This is a genomic window from Methylobacterium platani, assembly GCF_001653715.1.
GTDB classification, from domain to species: domain Bacteria; phylum Pseudomonadota; class Alphaproteobacteria; order Rhizobiales; family Beijerinckiaceae; genus Methylobacterium; species Methylobacterium platani.
This window is the reverse complement of sequence record NZ_LWHQ01000007.1, coordinates 63268-79184: the sequence shown is the minus strand read 5'-3', so window position 1 is coordinate 79184 and position 15917 is coordinate 63268. Positions and strand designations below refer to the sequence as shown.

General features: G+C 71.9%; 17 protein-coding genes and 1 tRNA gene. 9 read left to right on the top strand and 9 right to left on the bottom strand.

Features of this window, described 5'->3' with window-relative positions; all coding sequences use genetic code 11:
• Positions 1-2 precede the first annotated feature (2 nt).
• From A5481_RS35655 to argB, 3 genes are all read right to left on the bottom strand, one after another.
• On the bottom strand, positions 3-134 hold the full coding sequence (locus tag A5481_RS35655) for a hypothetical protein (protein WP_280818901.1): 132 nt from the start codon (positions 132-134) through the stop codon (positions 3-5).
• Positions 131-862, bottom strand: a complete 732-nt coding sequence (locus A5481_RS03155; protein ID WP_048436461.1) for a pyrimidine 5'-nucleotidase — start codon at positions 860-862, stop codon at positions 131-133. Before A5481_RS03155 ends, A5481_RS35655 begins: the two co-directional genes overlap by 4 nt.
• 142 nt (positions 863-1004) lie before the next feature.
• Complete coding sequence (gene argB, locus A5481_RS03150; protein WP_048436462.1) at positions 1005-1913, bottom strand: acetylglutamate kinase; 909 nt, start codon at positions 1911-1913, stop codon at positions 1005-1007.
• Between the two features lie 281 nt (positions 1914-2194).
• Between argB and A5481_RS03145 the strand changes: the two genes are divergently transcribed.
• The gene (locus A5481_RS03145) at positions 2195-2404 is read left to right on the top strand and encodes a hypothetical protein (RefSeq protein WP_048436463.1); all 210 of its coding nucleotides are present in this window, start codon (positions 2195-2197) and stop codon (positions 2402-2404) included.
• Between the two features lie 15 nt (positions 2405-2419).
• Here the strand turns inward: A5481_RS03145 and A5481_RS03140 are convergent, their stop codons facing one another.
• Positions 2420-3193, bottom strand: coding sequence for an MOSC domain-containing protein (locus A5481_RS03140; protein WP_048436494.1), 774 nt, complete (start codon positions 3191-3193; stop codon positions 2420-2422).
• Between the two features lie 329 nt (positions 3194-3522).
• On the opposite strand from A5481_RS03140, the gene clpB reads away from it, so the two are divergent.
• Complete coding sequence (clpB, locus tag A5481_RS03135; RefSeq protein ID WP_048436464.1) at positions 3523-6162, top strand: ATP-dependent chaperone ClpB; 2640 nt, start codon at positions 3523-3525, stop codon at positions 6160-6162.
• 57 nt (positions 6163-6219) lie between these two features.
• Here the strand turns inward: clpB and A5481_RS03130 are convergent, their stop codons facing one another.
• On the bottom strand, positions 6220-6924 hold the full coding sequence (locus A5481_RS03130; RefSeq protein WP_048436465.1) for a haloacid dehalogenase type II: 705 nt from the start codon (positions 6922-6924) through the stop codon (positions 6220-6222).
• 160 nt (positions 6925-7084) lie between these two features.
• Between A5481_RS03130 and A5481_RS33235 the strand changes: the two genes are divergently transcribed.
• Complete coding sequence (locus A5481_RS33235) at positions 7085-7303, top strand: hypothetical protein (protein ID WP_210179210.1); 219 nt, start codon at positions 7085-7087, stop codon at positions 7301-7303.
• Between the two features lie 292 nt (positions 7304-7595).
• Here A5481_RS33235 and trpS read toward each other — a convergent pair whose 3' ends face one another.
• The 4 genes from trpS to A5481_RS03110 all read right to left on the bottom strand — a co-directional run bounded on the left by trpS (position 7596) and on the right by A5481_RS03110 (position 10590).
• A complete protein-coding gene (gene trpS / locus A5481_RS03125; protein ID WP_048436466.1) occupies positions 7596-8636 on the bottom strand; it encodes a tryptophan--tRNA ligase in 1041 nt (346 codons plus the stop codon).
• A 118-nt stretch (positions 8637-8754) separates the two neighbouring features.
• Positions 8755-9489: an endonuclease III domain-containing protein gene (locus A5481_RS03120; RefSeq protein ID WP_048436467.1), complete on the bottom strand. Its 735-nt coding sequence runs from the start codon at positions 9487-9489 to the stop codon at positions 8755-8757.
• 53 nt (positions 9490-9542) lie between these two features.
• On the bottom strand, positions 9543-10166 hold the full coding sequence (locus A5481_RS03115; RefSeq protein WP_048436468.1) for a septation protein A: 624 nt from the start codon (positions 10164-10166) through the stop codon (positions 9543-9545).
• A 184-nt stretch (positions 10167-10350) separates the two neighbouring features.
• A complete protein-coding gene (locus A5481_RS03110) occupies positions 10351-10590 on the bottom strand; it encodes a hypothetical protein (protein WP_048436469.1) in 240 nt (79 codons plus the stop codon).
• 403 nt (positions 10591-10993) lie between these two features.
• Here A5481_RS03110 and A5481_RS03105 point away from each other — a divergent pair, with 403 nt between their 5' ends.
• The 6 genes from A5481_RS03105 to A5481_RS03080 all read left to right on the top strand — a co-directional run bounded on the left by A5481_RS03105 (position 10994) and on the right by A5481_RS03080 (position 15640).
• Complete coding sequence (locus A5481_RS03105) at positions 10994-11662, top strand: metallophosphoesterase family protein (RefSeq protein WP_048436470.1); 669 nt, start codon at positions 10994-10996, stop codon at positions 11660-11662.
• Between the two features lie 105 nt (positions 11663-11767).
• Positions 11768-11842 (top strand) — tRNA-Thr (locus A5481_RS03100).
• Positions 11843-11889: 47 nt separating this feature from the next.
• The gene (locus A5481_RS03095) at positions 11890-12975 is read left to right on the top strand and encodes a hypothetical protein (protein WP_064503770.1); all 1086 of its coding nucleotides are present in this window, start codon (positions 11890-11892) and stop codon (positions 12973-12975) included.
• Positions 12976-12984: 9 nt separating this feature from the next.
• On the top strand, positions 12985-13986 hold the full coding sequence (locus A5481_RS03090; protein WP_048436471.1) for an asparaginase: 1002 nt from the start codon (positions 12985-12987) through the stop codon (positions 13984-13986).
• 176 nt (positions 13987-14162) lie between these two features.
• Positions 14163-14675: a tRNA (N6-threonylcarbamoyladenosine(37)-N6)-methyltransferase TrmO gene (tsaA, locus tag A5481_RS03085; RefSeq protein WP_048436472.1), complete on the top strand. Its 513-nt coding sequence runs from the start codon at positions 14163-14165 to the stop codon at positions 14673-14675.
• On the top strand, positions 14672-15640 hold the full coding sequence (locus A5481_RS03080; protein ID WP_048436473.1) for a quinoprotein relay system zinc metallohydrolase 2: 969 nt from the start codon (positions 14672-14674) through the stop codon (positions 15638-15640). Before tsaA ends, A5481_RS03080 begins: the two co-directional genes overlap by 4 nt.
• Positions 15641-15917: the final 277 nt, after the last annotated feature.

Here is a 15917-nt window from a genome sequence, read left to right as displayed (position 1 = left end):
GGTCACCACAGGTGCAGCTGCCGGCCGAGCAGGAAGGCCAGGACGGCCAGGGCCGCGACGCCGAGGCCGCGGCCGATGCGCCGGCCCCAGATCTCGGCGGGGTCGTGCGCGTCGCGCTCCTCCGGCGGGCTCACGCCGCCACCGCCGGGGCGACGCGGTCGGTCAGGAAGCCCGCGAGGTCGTTGGTGATGTGGTCGATATGGGGGGCGCGCACCGCCTCCTGCTCGAAGCTCTCGCGGAACGGATCGATGGTGCGGGGCACCACCAGCACCGTCGCCATGCCGAGGTCGTGCGGGACGACAAGGTTCTTGGCGATGTCCTCGAACAGGGCCGAGCGGGTCGGATCGACGCCGTGGCGGTCCAGGAACTTCTCGTAGGCCGAGCGCTCGGGCTTGGGCACGAAGTCGGCCGCCGCGATGTCGAACACGTCCTCGAAATGATCGAGGATGCCGAGCTTCCGCGCCACGTTCTCGGCGTGGCGGCGCGAGCCGTTGGTGAGGATCAGCTTGCGGCCGGGCAGCCCCTCGATCGCCAGCCCGAGATCCGGGTTGAGCGCGATGCTCGAATGGTCGATGTCGTGGGCGAAGTCGAGGAACTCGTAGGGGTCGATCTTCCACTCGGCCATCAGCGCGCGGAGCGTCGTGCCGTAGCGGTGGTAGAAGTACTTCTGCAGCGCCCGGGCGGAGATGCCGTCGAGCCCGAACAGGTTCATCACGTAGAGGGTGATGCGCTCGTCGACCTGCGGCCAGACGCGGGCGTCGTGGGGATAGAGCGTGTTGTCGAGGTCGAACACCCAGGTGTCGATCCCCGAGAAGCCGCGGGCCTCGGGCGCGGTGAGATGGCTCTCGCCTGGCAGGAGCAAGGGACGTTCCGGCGACGGGGGCCCCACGGCCCCGGACGCCCAAGATAAGCGAGGGCGGCCGGAAGGGAAGATGAAAGGAGGGTCTGACGCACCGGGCGGCCCGAGGCCCGCGCTACGAGCACGGGCCGCCCGGTGCGTGTCGTCACGACCGGCGGATCAGCGTGCCGGCGCCGTAATCGGTGAACAGCTCGAGCAGCACCGCGTGCGGCACCTTGCCGTCGAGGATGACCACCGCCTCGACGCCCTGCTCCAGGGCGTAGATGCAGGTTTCGATCTTCGGGATCATGCCGGCCGTGATGGTGCCGTCGGCGATCAGCCGGCGGCAATCCTCGATCGACAGTTCCGGGATCAGCTTCTTGTTCTTGTCGAGCACGCCCGGCACGTCGGTGAGCAGCAGGAGGCGCTTGGCCCGCATCGCCCCGGCAATCGCGCCCGCGAAGGTGTCGGCGTTGACGTTGTAGGTCTGGTTGTCGGCGCCGACCGCCACGGGGGCGAGGACCGGGATCAGCTCGGCCTTCAGCACCGCGTCGAGGACCGTGCGGTCGACGTGCTCGGGCTCGCCGACGAGGCCGAGATCGATGTGGCGCTCGATGTGGGAATCGGGATCGACCACCGTGCGGGCGGCGCGGCGCGCCCGCACCATGTTGCCGTCCTTGCCGCACAGGCCGATCGCCTTGCCGCCCTCGGCCGAGATCCAGCCGACGATCTGCTTGTTGATCGAGCCGGCGAGCACCATCTCGACGACCTCGACGGTGGCCTCGTCGGTGACGCGCAGGCCCTCGCGGAACTCGGACTTGATGCCGAGCCGGTCGAGCATGCGGCCGATCTGCGGCCCGCCGCCATGGACCACCACGGGCTTGAGGCCCGATTGCTCGAGCAGCACGATGTCCTCGGCGAAGTCCTCCGCCGCGGCGCGGTCGCCCATGGCGTGGCCGCCGTACTTGATGACGACGATCTCCTCGTCGTAGCGCTGCATGTGCGGCAGCGCCTGCACCAGGACCTCGGCCCGCACGTGCACGTTGGGCAGCTTGTCCGCTCCGGAATCGCTCATCGTGGCGGGGTTCCTCTCGCAGGGTCGGGCCGCGGCGCGCGGCCGGGGTCGGCGCGGGGTTCTAAGCATCATCGCGCGGCCTGTCACACCGAAATCTCGCGAGCGGCGAGATCACCGGCCGTCCGACGCGATGCGCCGCACCCCGCAGGGTCACCGGCTTCTGCTGGGCGCTCGCGACGGTGCGATGACGGCGCCGGAGGCCGGCCCCCTCGTCGCTCCGCTTTACCCCCGGTTAACCACGATCCGCGCATCCTGTGGACGGTCCACCGGATCTTGCAACGATGCGCCTCGCCGATTCGCTCCTGCCGCGCCCCGCCCTCACCAACCCCTCGCTGCTCGCCGCGACGGTCTCGTCGCTGAGCCACCGTGCCGCCAGCCGCCAGGATCTCTGGCGCCTGCTCACCGACAGCTACACGGTCGACCTCGACGAGGTGGCGGCGGTGCTGCCGCGCCAGGAGCCGGAGCCGGACTGGCTGCCGTCGAAGAGGTGAGCGACGGGCGAAGCGTCAGCTCGCCCGCAACACATCCCCCGCCCGCACCTCGCCCGGCGCGACGACCTCGGCGTAGATGCCGCAATCGGCATGGCCGAGATTTCTTTGCAGGGCCTCCGGGATCGCGAGGTCGCGCTCCCCCGTCACGGGATCGACGTTGGTGGCGGCGCAGCGCACGATGCGCTTCGTCACCTTCAGGCGCAGGCCCGCATCGGTGACGAGGTCCGAGCCGACGAGATCGAACTCGGCGAAGGCGGGCAGGCCGGTGACGTGCAGGTTGCCGCGAAAGCGCAACGGGTCCACCGCCGCCCCGACCATGTCCTCGACCGCCGCCACGCTCGCCAGGTTGATGAGCGAGACGTAGCCGCGCGGTGAATCGGTGAAGCGGTAGCCCTCGCCCGCCGCCAGCACCTTCGGCGGGCCGCGCAGTTCCTTCGGGAGATAGCGGCGGAAGAACGCCTCTACGGCGAGCCGTCCCTCCCTCGTGCCGAGGTCGCCGCGCGCCGCCTCGCGGTCGCCCTCGCGGATCGTCAGCACGCCGGTCGCATCGTCGTAGGTCGTGGAGAGGCGGGCCAGGGCCTCGTTGCGCATCAGCATCAGGTACTTGATCTTGGGCTGATGCACCGGCGCCGCCGGATCGAAGCCGCTCGGGCCGTTCTCGACCGCGAACAACCGGTCGCCCGGAAAGTAGCCGCCCGCGGCGAGCGCGGCCGTCGCCAGCGGCTCGGGCGAGAGCCCCTTGACGGGGTAGCGGTGGAGGGCGGCGACGGTGAGGGCGGCAATCGTCATGCCGTCTCGGTAGCGGAATTCGGGGCTGCCGACCATCGCGTCCGGGCGCGGGCCGCCAAGTCCTCGACCAGAGTCCCCTTCCTCGACCAGAGCCCCCTTCTTCGCCCAGAGTCCCCCCGCCGAAGCCCTCCGCGAACCGCATGCCTCGCGCCCGGGAAATCGCGGTGCCGCCCCCTTGTGTTACCGATATGTCACACCACATGGGAAGGGCCGGCAGCTTCCTGGAAGGGCCGGCGCCCGGCGCGCCACCGACTGCGCGAGGGCGAAACCTTTCGGTCCCCCGTAGCCTCGCAGGAGGGCGGGAGGATCGGCCGAGGAGGAGCGAACGCATGAACTTCGAAAAGTACACCGAGCGGGCGCGGGGCTTCGTGCAGGCGGCCCAGTCGCTGGCCCTGCGCGAGGGGCATCCGCAGCTCGGCCCCGCCCATGTCCTGAAGGTGCTGCTCGACGATCCCGAGGGCCTGTGCGCGGGCCTGATCGACCGAGCGGGCGGCCAGTCGCGCGTCGCGCTGGCGCAGACGGAGGCGTGGCTGGCCAAGCAGCCGAAGGTCTCGGGCGGCGCCTCGCAGCCGCAGGCGACCCGCGAGCTGATGCGCCTGTTCGACACCGCGGAGAAAGCCGCCGAGAAGGCGGGCGATTCCTACGTCACCGTGGAGCGCCTGCTGCTGGCGCTCGCGGTCGAGAAGGATTCCGAGGCGGGCAAGATCCTCGGGCAGGCCGGCGTCACCGCGGCCTCGCTCAACGGCGCCATCAACGCTTTGCGCAAGGGCCGCACCGCCGACAACGCGACGGCCGAGAACGCCTACGACGCGCTGAAGAAATATGCCCGCGACCTCACCGAGGCGGCCCGCGACGGCAAGCTCGACCCGGTGATCGGCCGCGACGAAGAGATCCGCCGTACCATCCAGGTGCTGTCGCGGCGCACCAAGAACAACCCGGTCCTCATCGGCGAGCCCGGCGTCGGCAAGACGGCCATCGTCGAGGGGCTCGCGCTGCGCATCGTCAACGGCGACGTGCCGGAATCGCTTCGCGAGAAGCAGCTCCTCGCCCTCGACATGGGCGCGCTGATCGCCGGCGCGAAGTATCGCGGCGAGTTCGAGGAGCGGCTGAAAGGCGTGCTCTCCGAGGTCACGGCCGCGGAAGGCCAGATCATCCTGTTCATCGACGAGATGCACACGCTGGTCGGTGCCGGCAAGGCGGACGGGGCGATGGACGCCTCGAACCTCTTGAAGCCCGCGCTCGCCCGCGGCGAGCTGCACTGCGTCGGCGCGACTACGCTCGACGAGTACCGCAAGCACGTCGAGAAGGACGCCGCGCTCGCCCGGCGCTTCCAGCCGGTCTTCGTCTCGGAGCCGACCGTCGAGGACACGGTCTCGATCCTGCGCGGCATCAAGGAGAAGTACGAGCAGCATCACGGCGTGCGGATCCAGGACTCGGCGCTGGTGGCGGCCGCGACCCTGTCGAACCGCTACATCACCGACCGCTTCCTGCCCGACAAGGCCATCGACCTCGTCGACGAGGCGGGCTCGCGCCTGCGCATGCAGGTCGATTCGAAGCCCGAGGAGCTCGACAGCATCGATCGCGAGATCGTGCGGCTGAAGATCGAGGCCGAGGCGCTGAAGAAGGAGACCGATTCCGCCTCCCGTGACCGGCTGGTGCGGCTGGAGAAGGAACTCGGCGACCTCGAGGAGCAGTCGGCCGCGATCACCGCGCGCTGGAAGGCCGAGAAGGACAAGCTCGGCCGGGCGGCCGAGCTGAAGAAGAAGCTCGACGAGGCGCGGAACGACCTCGCGGCGGCGCAGCGCCAGGGCCAGTACCAGAAGGCGGGCGAACTCGCCTACGGCATCATCCCGGGGCTCGAGCGGGAACTCGCCGAGATCGAGGCCCGCGGGACCGACGGCTCGCGCGGCAACGGGTCCGGCATGATGGAGGAGGCGGTGACGCCGAGCCACATCGCCGGGGTCGTCTCGCGCTGGACCGGCGTGCCGGTCGACAAGATGCTGGAGGGCGAGCGCGAGAAGCTGCTCGGGATGGAGGCGGCGCTCGGAAAGCGCGTCGTCGGCCAGCACGAGGCGGTGGTGGCGGTGGCGACCGCCGTGCGGCGTGCCCGCGCCGGGCTCCAGGATCCGCACCGGCCGATCGGCTCGTTCATGTTCCTCGGCCCCACCGGCGTCGGCAAGACCGAGCTGACCAAGGCGCTCGCCGGCTTCCTGTTCGACGACGACACCGCCCTCGTGCGCATCGACATGTCCGAGTACATGGAGAAGCACGCGGTGGCCCGCCTGATCGGCGCGCCCCCGGGCTATGTCGGCTACGAGGAGGGCGGGGCGCTGACCGAGGCCGTGCGGCGCCGGCCCTACCAGGTCGTGCTGTTCGACGAGGTCGAGAAGGCGCATCCGGACGTGTTCAACGTCCTGCTGCAGGTCCTCGACGACGGCAGGCTCACCGACGGGCAGGGGCGGACGGTCGACTTCCGCAACACGCTGATCGTCATGACGTCGAACCTCGGTTCGGAGTACCTCGTCAACCAGCCGGAGGGCCAGGACACCGACGTGGTGCGCGACGACGTGATGACCGTCGTCCGCTCGCACTTCCGGCCGGAATTCCTGAACCGGGTCGACGAGATCATCCTGTTCCACCGCCTGCAGCGGCAGGAGATGGGCGCGATCGTCGACATCCAGCTCGGGCGCCTCGCCCGGCTGCTCGACGACCGCAAGATCACCCTCGACGTCGAGCCCGACGCCCGCGCCTGGCTCGCCGACAAGGGCTACGACTCGGCCTACGGCGCGCGCCCGCTGAAGCGCGTGATCCAGAAGGCGGTGCAGGATCCGCTCGCCGAGCAGATCCTGGCCGGCCGGGTCCACGACGGCGAGACGGTGCCGGTGCGCCTCGGCCCCGCCGGCCTGTTCATCGGCGACCAGTCGGTCTCGCCGGACGAGCGGCGGCCGGCGCATGCCCTGCTGAACTGAGGACCCGCGACAGTGTCGTCAGGGCCCGTCTCCTCCGGGAGGCGGGCCTTTTTCCTGTCAGCAGCCGAGCTGACGCGCCAGATCCGCCAGATCCGAGGCCGCAACGTCCACCGGCACCAGCGGCGCCGGCTCGCCGGTGCCCGGGCCGCTCTCGCCGGGGCGGGCGACGTGGGCGGTGGCAAGGCCGCAGGCGGCCGCCGCCGCGAGGTCGGAGGAATGGGCCGCCACCATCATCACCTCCGCCGGCTCGAGCCGCAGGGCCTCGACGGCGCGCAGGTACACGGCGGGCTTCGGCTTGTAGTCCTGGGCGATCTCGGCCCCGAGCACCGTGTCCCAGGGCAGGCGGTTGCGGCGGGCATGCGCGATGGCGAGCCGCACATGCGCGTTGGAGCAGGGCGCGAGCAGGTATTTCTCGCGAAGGCGCGCGAGCGCGTCCGGCACCTCGGGCCAGGCGTCGAGGCGGTGCCAGGCGAGGACCAGTTCGTGCCGGATCCCGGCGGGCACCGCCTCGGCGAGGTTCAGGCCGGCGAGCACGCCCTCCAGGCTCTCGGCATGCAGGGTGTCGAGGTCGGTGTAGCTGCGGGCGCCCTGGCGGATCGGCTCCATGCCGGGCTGGTAGCGGTCGCGCCAGGCCCGCGCGAAGGCGCCGCCGTCGAGATCGGGCCGGAACGGGGCCAGGAGCCGGCCGGCCTCCCGGGCGACGCCGCCGTGCCAGTCGAGCAGGGTGCCGAAGACGTCGAAGATGAGGGCCTGGATCGCCATGCGGACAGCCTCCCGGGTTTGGTCGTTCCGACCCCGGTTATCGGTCCGGCGGCTCGCGCTTCAAGCCCGGAGGCGGCGATCATCACCATCGGGTGAGCGGGTCCGGTCGGCGGTGTGGTTCTGACAGAAATTTACCATCCGTTAACGACGCCGTCAGAGCATGCCCGGCATGTCGAGCCGCCGCAAATCACCCCCCTCTTCCGAACATCAATCGGTATCCCGGAACACGATTTTGAGAGACGAGATGGACATGTTGCGGCAAAGGCTGCGCTCCCGCCCGACCCTGATCGAGGAATGGGCCCAGGATGTGCAGCGGGATGATTCGGCCGAGCAGGCCGTGACCCGCCTGACACGGTTGAAGGCCAGCGGCAAGATGTGAGGACGACTTGGCGCGGCTGCACGTGGGCGGCGAAATCGCGAGACAAGCTTCGCGTCAGGGTTCGAGTTGGTGGCGAGACACAGGGCCGGTATCCCCCTGTGCCGGGATCGACTGTCAGATACAGGACATCGGAACGATCTCGACCGCGCCGTCCTCGATCTGATCGAATCAGGCGTCGTACGGCCCGCGGGTCAGCGGCGCGCCGGGCGAGGGATACCCTCCGCGTCGTCCCGGGTTCCCGCCTGCGGCGAGCCCCGCGACGACGCGGAGGGTGTCGGATGCGCGAGAGGGCTCAGCGCCGGCGCACGAACCCGACGATGTCCTTGACGGCGGCGATGTTCGGGGCGGCGATCGCCTCGGCGCGGGCGGCGCCGTCGGCGAGCACCGCGTCGATGTGGCCCGGATCGGCGACGAGGCGCTTCATCTCGGCGCCGATCGGCCCGAGCTTGGCCACCGCGAGGTCGACGAGCGCCCCCTTGAAGGCCGAGAACTGGGCGCCGCCATACTCGCGCAGCACGTCCTCGCGGCTGACATCGTTGAGCGCCGCGAAGATGCCAACGAGATTGTCGGCCTCCGGCCGCTTCTCGAGGCCGGCGGTCTCGGAGGGGAGGGGCTCGGCGTCGGTCTTGGCCTTGCGCACCTTCGTGGCGATCCCGTCGGAATCGTCGGTCAGGTTGATGCGCGAATAGTCGGACGGGTCCGACTTCGACATCTTCTTGGTGCCGTCGCGCAAGGACATCACCCGGGCGGCCGGCCCGCCGATCAGCGGCTCGGTGATGGGGAAGAACGCCTCGCCGTGGCCCTGCTCTTGAATCGCGCCCGCGAAGTCGTTGTTGAACTTCTGGGCGATGTCGCGGGTCAGCTCGAGATGCTGCTTCTGGTCCTCGCCCACCGGCACGTGCGTGGCGCGGTAGGCCAGGATGTCGGCGGCCATCAGCACGGGGTAGTCGTAGAGCCCGACGCTGGCGTTCTCGCGGTCCTTGCCGGCCTTCTCCTTGAACTGCGTCATGCGGTTGAGCCAGCCGAGGCGGGCGACGCAGTTGAAGATCCAGGCGAGTTCGGCGTGCTGCGGCACCTGGCTCTGGTTGAACACCACCGAGCGGGCCGGATCGATGCCGGCGGCCAGGAACGCCGCGGTCACCTCGCGGATCTGCCGCGTCAGCTCGGCCGGATCCTGCCAGACCGTGATCGCGTGCAGGTCGACGACGCAGTACAGGCACTCGAACTGCGCCTGCATGGCGACGAAGCGCTTGATCGCGCCGAGGTAGTTGCCGAGGTGCAGGTTGCCGGTCGGCTGGACGCCGGAGAAGACCAGTTCCTTGAAGGCGGGCATCGTGATCGTCGTTCCCTGGGTCCGTCGTCCCTTGGCCGGGGGCTGTCGCAATCCCGCGGGCGCGGCGTTCTGGACCGTTCCGGCAGGGGGGTCAAGCAGAGGGGGCGAGGGCCTGGAATCAGGGGTGGAGGGCGGCCGTTTCCCGCGCCGCCCGCGCGCCCGTCCGGGCCTTTCCGGTGGGGCACAGATCGAGCACGGCGCATGTCCCGCAGGCCGGGTTGCGGTGGAAGCAGCAGCGCTGCCCGTGCAGCATCAGGACCTCGTGGTTGTCGTAGAGCTTCTGCGCGTCCCAGTCCGCCGGCAGCTGCGCCCGCAGGATCGCGTGGGACGGGCCGACATCGACCTTGGGGCCGATCAGCCCGGTGCGCTGGGCGACGCGGTGGTGGTGGCTGTCGACCGGCAGCGCCGGCATTCGCAGCGCGCTGAACGACAGCACCGCCGCGCTAGTCTTCGGCCCGATGCCGGGGATCGCCTCGAGCCAGGCCCGCGCCTCCGGCACCGGAAGCTCGCGGAGGAAGGCGAGGTCGAGGCTCCCGGCGCGCTCCCGCACCGCGCGCAGCACCGCCTGGATCCGCGGCGCCTTCAGCTCCGGCCAGGTGACGCCGGCGATCAGGTCCTGCACCTCGGCGGTCGGCGCCGCGACCAGCGCGTCCCAGTCGTCGAAGCGCGCCCGCAGCGCCTTGAAGGCGCGGCCGGACTCGGCGTTGCGGGTGCGGTGCGACAGGAGCGAGGAGATCAGCTCGCTCACCGGGTCGAGATCGTGGAAATAGGCGATCGGGCAGCCGTAGACCCCGCACAGGCGGCGGTGGATCAGGAGGGCCTTCTCGGCGAGGTCGGGAGGCGCGGGGATCATGACGGGGTGAATCGTCGATGCCCCGCGCCCGTTCCGCCTGCGGCACCGCGTCCCTAGGCTTGACCGGGTCCGGTCTCGTCCTTCTTGCGCTCGTAGCGCAGGAGCAGCGGGGTCTGGGCGAGCGCGAAGGCGATGGTGAGCGGCATGATGCCGAACACCTTGAAGCTGACCCAGAAATCGGTGGTCTGGGTGCGCCACACCACCTCGTTCACGCCGGCGAGGAAGAAGAAGAAAAGCCCCCAGCGGAAGGTGAGCTTGCGCCAGCCCTCCTGGGTGAGGTCGAACACGCTGTCGAGCACCAGGGCGAGCAGCGGCCGGCCGAAGGCGAGCCCGCCGAGCAGCACCGCGCCGAACAGGCTGTTCACGATGGTGGGCTTGAGCTTGATGAACACCTCGTCGCGCAGGAGCAGCGTCAGGCCGCCGAACACCACCACGACGACGCCGGAGACGAGCGGCATGATCGGCAGCCGCCGCACCCAGACGTAGTGGATCGCGAGCGCCGCCAGGGTCGCGGCGATGAACAGCCCGGTCGCCACGAACAGGCGCTGGTCGGCGGCGAAGCCGAACCGGTCGGCATAGGCGTTGCCGAGGAAGAACACCCCGAGGGGACCCAGCTCGAGGGCGAGCTTGGCGAGGGGCGGCAGGTGGGTCTGCGGCGGAACGGCTTCGATCTGCATGGGGCGGGGGCGAGGCTCCTCTCGGCGCGCAGGCGGCTGCGGACACCGTGCGGGTCGAGCCACCGGGCGAATGACCACCGGGCGAATGACCACCGGCAAGTGGGCTCGCGCGGGCCCGAGCGCAACGGGAGGGAGGCCTTAGACCGGCGCGGCCGTTCCATCCATCCCCAAACCGACGCCGGACCTACTGCGCCTCCGCCGCCGGACGAAGCGCCGCGGTGCGGCGGCGCTCGCAGGCGACCTTCAGGTAGGTCTCGCTCCCGCGAAGAAGGCCGCTGCTGGCCGCCAGGGTCTCGCCCTGCATCAGGCAGGCCATCGGCGTCGGCGCGGGGGCGACCGCGACGTCGAGCGCGGTGTCGCGGGAGCAGTCCGGCGCCGCCAGGGTGCCGGCGCAGACCAGGGCGACGGTGAGAAAATCCGCCATGCTACCTCCACCGGCCGCTCGCGACGCAGGGCAGCGCGGGGCCGGGGCCGGAGAGGCGCGCGCGCTGCCCCGGGCGGAGCGATTCGCGTGCCAGGACCGGACGAAGGTCGAACGCCGCGACGCTTTGTTGCAGCGCAGCGAAGACGGGAGGTCACGCAGCGCATGGCGTTCCGGCCGCCGAGCCGGGCGCCGCCGGCGGAGGATGGGCGGACCGATAGGCACGACGTCCCGATTTCTGTGCCCGACGTCCCGGACCGGTGCGAAGCCATCGACAACGGCGCCGCCTTCGGCTGAGACTAGAGTCCTCCTGCCATGTTCCGCGGATCGCGTTCCTTGGGGCAGGCACCCAGGGTCACGGTCGTTGAGCCAAGTTCCTGATACCCGCCCCGCACAGGCTCCGGCCATGGACGAGCTGACCTACGCCATCGGCGACGTCCACGGCTGCGCGTCGGCCCTCGAGAGCCTGCTCGCACGGATCGCGGCGCACGGTGCGGGCCGCCATCGGCGGCTGGTCTTCCTCGGCGACTACATCGACAAGGGCCCCGAGAGCGCCCGCGCCGTCGCGATCGTCCGCGACCTGCACGAGCGGGACCCCGATGCGGTGGTGTGCCTGATGGGCAACCGGGAATCGGCCCTGCTGCGCGCCGTGCACGACCCCCGGCGGGCCGCGGCCTGGAGGGAGACCGGCGGCGACCGGACCCTCGCCTCCTACGGCGTGGCGCGGGCCGTCGACCTGCCGGCCGCGGTGCTGGCCTGGATCGCCGGGCTGCAGACCGTCCACGAGGACGCGCTGCGCTACTACGTCCATGCCGGCTTCCGGCCGGGCCGCCGCGGCATCGATCCGAGCGTGCGGGCGCGCCTGTGGATCCGCGAGCCGTTCCTGTCCGCCGACTTCGATTTCGGCAAGCACGTCGTCCACGGGCATACGCCGTGCTACGCCGGCCTGCCCGAGCGCCGCCCCTACCGCACCAACCTCGACACCGCCCCGCTGCGGACCGGCCTCCTGACCGCCGCGGTGTTCGACGGCACAGATCCGGGCCCGGTCGCGTTCCTGCAGTCGCGGGACGCCTGACGGCGGGCGCCGGATTTTGCGCCTTGACGGCCGGACGCCCAGTGGGTCTAAAGACCCGCCCGTTCCAGACGTCCCAGAGTAGCGTCGCAATGGTTTGGGGCTCTCGCCGGTGTAGCACAGCGGTAGTGCAGCGGTTTTGTAAACCGAAGGTCGGGGGTTCGATCCCCTCCGCCGGCACCACTCACCGCCGACCGGCCCCGCGGGCGGTCCGCGCTCGCCGAGGCCCGATGGCGTCTTCCCTCCGCTTCCTCCTGCCGCTCCTTCTCGCGCTCGTCGCCGGCCGGGCCGAGGCCGCCGGCGAGGCCGGCCCGCATCGCCGGCCGGTGCCGGTTCTCGGCGACAGGAGCCTCGCGGTGGCGCCGGGCGCCCGGCTGCTGCTCTTCGCCTCGGCCGATCTCGACCGGCGCCATCCTGAGGTGACCCGGGCGGTGATCGTGCTCCACGGCCGCCTGCGCGACGCCGACACCTACTTCGACACCGGCCTGGCCGCCCGCGCGGCCGCCGGCACCGCGGGGGAGGGCACGGTCGTCGTGGCGCCGCAATTCCTGGCGGAGGTCGACTGGGCCGCCCATGCCCTGCCGGAGGACGTGCTGCGCTGGTCGCTGGAGGGCTGGCAGGGCGGGGACGACGCGCTGGGGCCGCGCCCGCTGAGCTCCTTCGACGCGCTCGACGCGATCCTGGCCCGGCTCGGCGACCGGGACCTCTTCCCGAACCTGTCGCGCATCGTCGTCGCCGGGCATTCCGGCGGCGGGCAGGTGGCGCAGCGCTACGCGATCCTCTCCCGGGCGGGCGACGCCCTGGCGCAGCGGGGCGTGCGGGTGAGCACCGTCGTCGCCAACCCGAGCAGCTACGCCTACTTCACGCCCGAGCGGCCCGGCCCGGTCGCGGGCTGCCCCGGCTACGACCGCTGGAAATACGGCATGCAGGACCTGCCGCGCTACGCCGGCGGCGCCGCGCCGGCGGCCCTTGAGGCGGCCTACGTCGCCCGGCCGGTGACCTACCTGCTGGGCGGCCGCGACACCGACCCGGATCACCCCGCCCTCGACCGGAGCTGCATGGCCGAGGCGCAGGGACCGTTCCGCCTCGCCCGCGGCGAGCTCTACCGCGAGGCCCTGCTGGCGCGTCACCCCGACCTGCGCCAGCCCCTCCACGTGGTGCCGGGCGTCGGCCATAGCGGCCGGGGGATGTTCGGCTCGGCCTGCGGCCTCGCCGCCCTGTTCGATCTGCCGGGTTGCGGCCCCGGCGCGCGGCCCGCCGGGACGGATCCCGTCCCGGGGCGGCCGCTTCCCGCCGCAGGCGCGCGCACGAGGTAGTTCTTCCGCATGACCGCACTTCCCAAGGTCGCCTTCATCGGCACCGGCGGCACCCTGTCGTCGGTGGGCCGCGACAGCCTCGACATCCTCGATTACACCGCCACCGGCGAGCGCCTCGAGGCCGAGGAGATTCTGGCCCGGGTGCCGGAGACCCGCGCGGTCGCCGAGGTCGTGCCGGTGCGCTACCGGGCGGTGACGAGCCCGGGGGTCGGCTTCTCCGACTGGCGCGCCCTGGTCCTGCTCTGCGAGCGGCTGGCGCGGGAGCATGCCGACCTCGCCGGCATCGTGATCGGGCACGGCACCGCGACCCTGGAGGAGACCGCCTACGCGCTCAGCCTCACCCTCACCGTCGACCTGCCGGTGGTGCTCGTGGGCTCGCAGCGCCCGATCAGCGCGCTGTCGAGCGATGCCGGCCTCAACCTCGTCGCGGCCCTGCGCACCGCCGCGGCGCCGGACTCCCGCGGGCGCGGGGTGCTGGTGGTGCTCAACGACGAGATCCAGGCCGCCCGCGAGGTGACGAAGACCTCGGTCGCCCGGCTCCAGACCTTCCGGACCCAGGATTTCGGCGTGCTCGGCCAGGTCGACGGGCCGCATGTGCGCTACTACCGCAGGCCCGAGCGGCGCCACGCCCCCGGCACGCCGTTCGACATCCGCAGCCTCGACGCCCTGCCGCGGGTCGACGTCTCCTATGCCTACGCCGATGCCGACGGCACGGCGGTGCGGGCCTTCGTGCAGGCGGGCGCGCAGGGCATCGTCTCGGCCGGGCTCGCCCCCGGCATGACCCCTCCGGCGGAGGCCGAGGCGCTCGGCGCGGCGGCCGCCGCCGGCGTCGCGGTGGTGCAGTCGACCCGGGCCGGCAGCGGCGTGGTGCCGGCGACGCGCCGCCTCGCCGAGCTCGGGATCCTCAGCGCCGACAACCTGACGCCGCAGAAGGCCCGCATCTTGCTGGCCCTCGCCCTCACGGTGACCCGCGACCCCGTCGCCCTCGCGGAGATCTTCGCCGCGTACTGAGCCGGGCGGGTGGGTCGACCGTGCTGCCGATTGCCAGGCCGGCGACCGGTGCAATAGGGTCCGACGGCCGGGCCCACGACTGCCCCCGCGGGTCGGTCCGGCGGCAGGTCGGGCCGACGCAGTCTGAACACCTCCGTTCAGGCCCGGCCTGCTCGCGAGGGGAGGGACCCGTCCGGATGGTGCGCCTCAACGAGATCCGCGCCGGCGAGGTCGCGGTCGCCCTGCCCGCGGCGCCGGATGCCGGGCTCGTCTTCATCGGCCGCATCCGCACCCCCTGGACCGACCGCCTCGCCTGCCCGCGCCAGGGCCGGGCCGACGGGCCGGCCTGCCGAATCGAGGTCTTCCCGCCCTGGCGCGCGGCCCTCGACGGCGTCGCGCTCTACGAGCGCCTCGAGGTGCTCTACTGGCTCGACCGCTCGCGGCGCGACCTCGTGCGCCAGAGCCCCGCCGACGACGGCACCACGCGGGGCACCTTCTCGCTGCGCTCGCCGGTGCGGCCGAACCCGATCGGCACCAGCATCGTCCGGCTGATCCGGGTCGAGGACGGGATCCTGCACGTGCGCGGCCTCGACTGCCTCGACGGCACGCCGCTCCTCGACATCAAGCCCGACCGCACCCTGTTCACGCCGCTCGCCCCACCCCAGCCCGGCGACGCGGAGACGGGCGGTGCGGAGACGGGCGGCGCATGAGGCGCGCGGTCGCCCTCGCCCTCGCCCTGTCCCTGGCGTCGCCGGTCCCGGCGCGTCCGGACGCGCCGGCCCGGGCCGCCGACGCGCCGGGGCCGGCCGGCGTGAGCGACGCGGCGCCCCTGCCGATGCAGGAGGTCGCGCCGGGCGTCTTCGTCTACGCCGCGCCCTACGCGCTCGCCGGGCGCGGCAATGCCGGCGCGATCGCCAATGTCGGCTTCGTGATCGGCCGCGACGCCGTCGCGGTGATCGATACCGGCGGCAGCCTCGCGGCGGGGCGCCGTCTCCTCGCCGCCTTGAGGCAGCGCACGGCGCTGCCGGTGCGCTACGTGATCAACACCCACGTCCATCCCGACCACGTGCTCGGCAACGCCGCCTTCGCGGGCGAGGGCACTACCTTCGTCGGGCACCGGGCCCTGCCGGAGGCCCTGGCGGCGCGGGCCGGGGACTACCTGCGGGCCAATGCCGACCTCGTCGGGCCGGACTTCGCCGGCACCCGCATCGTGCCGCCGACCCTGCTGGTCTCGACCCGCCTCGACCTCGACCTCGGCGGGCGGGCGCTGCACCTCGAGGCCTGGCCGACCGCCCACACCAACAGCGACCTGACCGTCCGCGACGGGGAGACCGACACCTGGTTCCTCGGCGACCTGCTCTTCGTCGGCCACGTGCCCGCCCTCGACGGGCGCCTGTCGGGCTGGATCGCGGTCCTGCGCGCCCTGGCCGCGCGGCCGGCCGCCCGGGTCGTCCCCGGCCACGGCCCGGCCGCGGTCGCCTGGCCGGCGGCGGCCGCCGCGATCGACCGTTACCTCACGACGCTCCAGGCGCAGGTCCGGGCCATGGTGCGGGACGGCGCGCCGATTGAGGAAGCGGGCCGCGCGGTGCACGACGAGGCGGGGGACTGGGCGCTGTTCGACGACTTCAACGCCCGCAACGCCACCACCGCCTATCACGAGCTGGAATGGGAATAGGCGCCCAACGGTTAGCCGGCCTCGCGTCAAGCTCTCCCGTTCGCAGGCGAACGACGTTAACCAAGAGCACCTGATGTTGCAGGGCACAATTTCCATACTGCTATGCAGCATGCTACCGGATATAGACCTTAGTTATCGATTTCGGGCCGCGCCGCGCCCGCCCTGCGGCAGGCTGGTGTGTTGACGGCGTCCGAATTTCTCTTAGAGTTCCTTCAAGCTTCGGTTTCAACGGTGCCGCCAGGGGAAGGCGGTGTTCGGTTCGCAGACACGGCAAGGC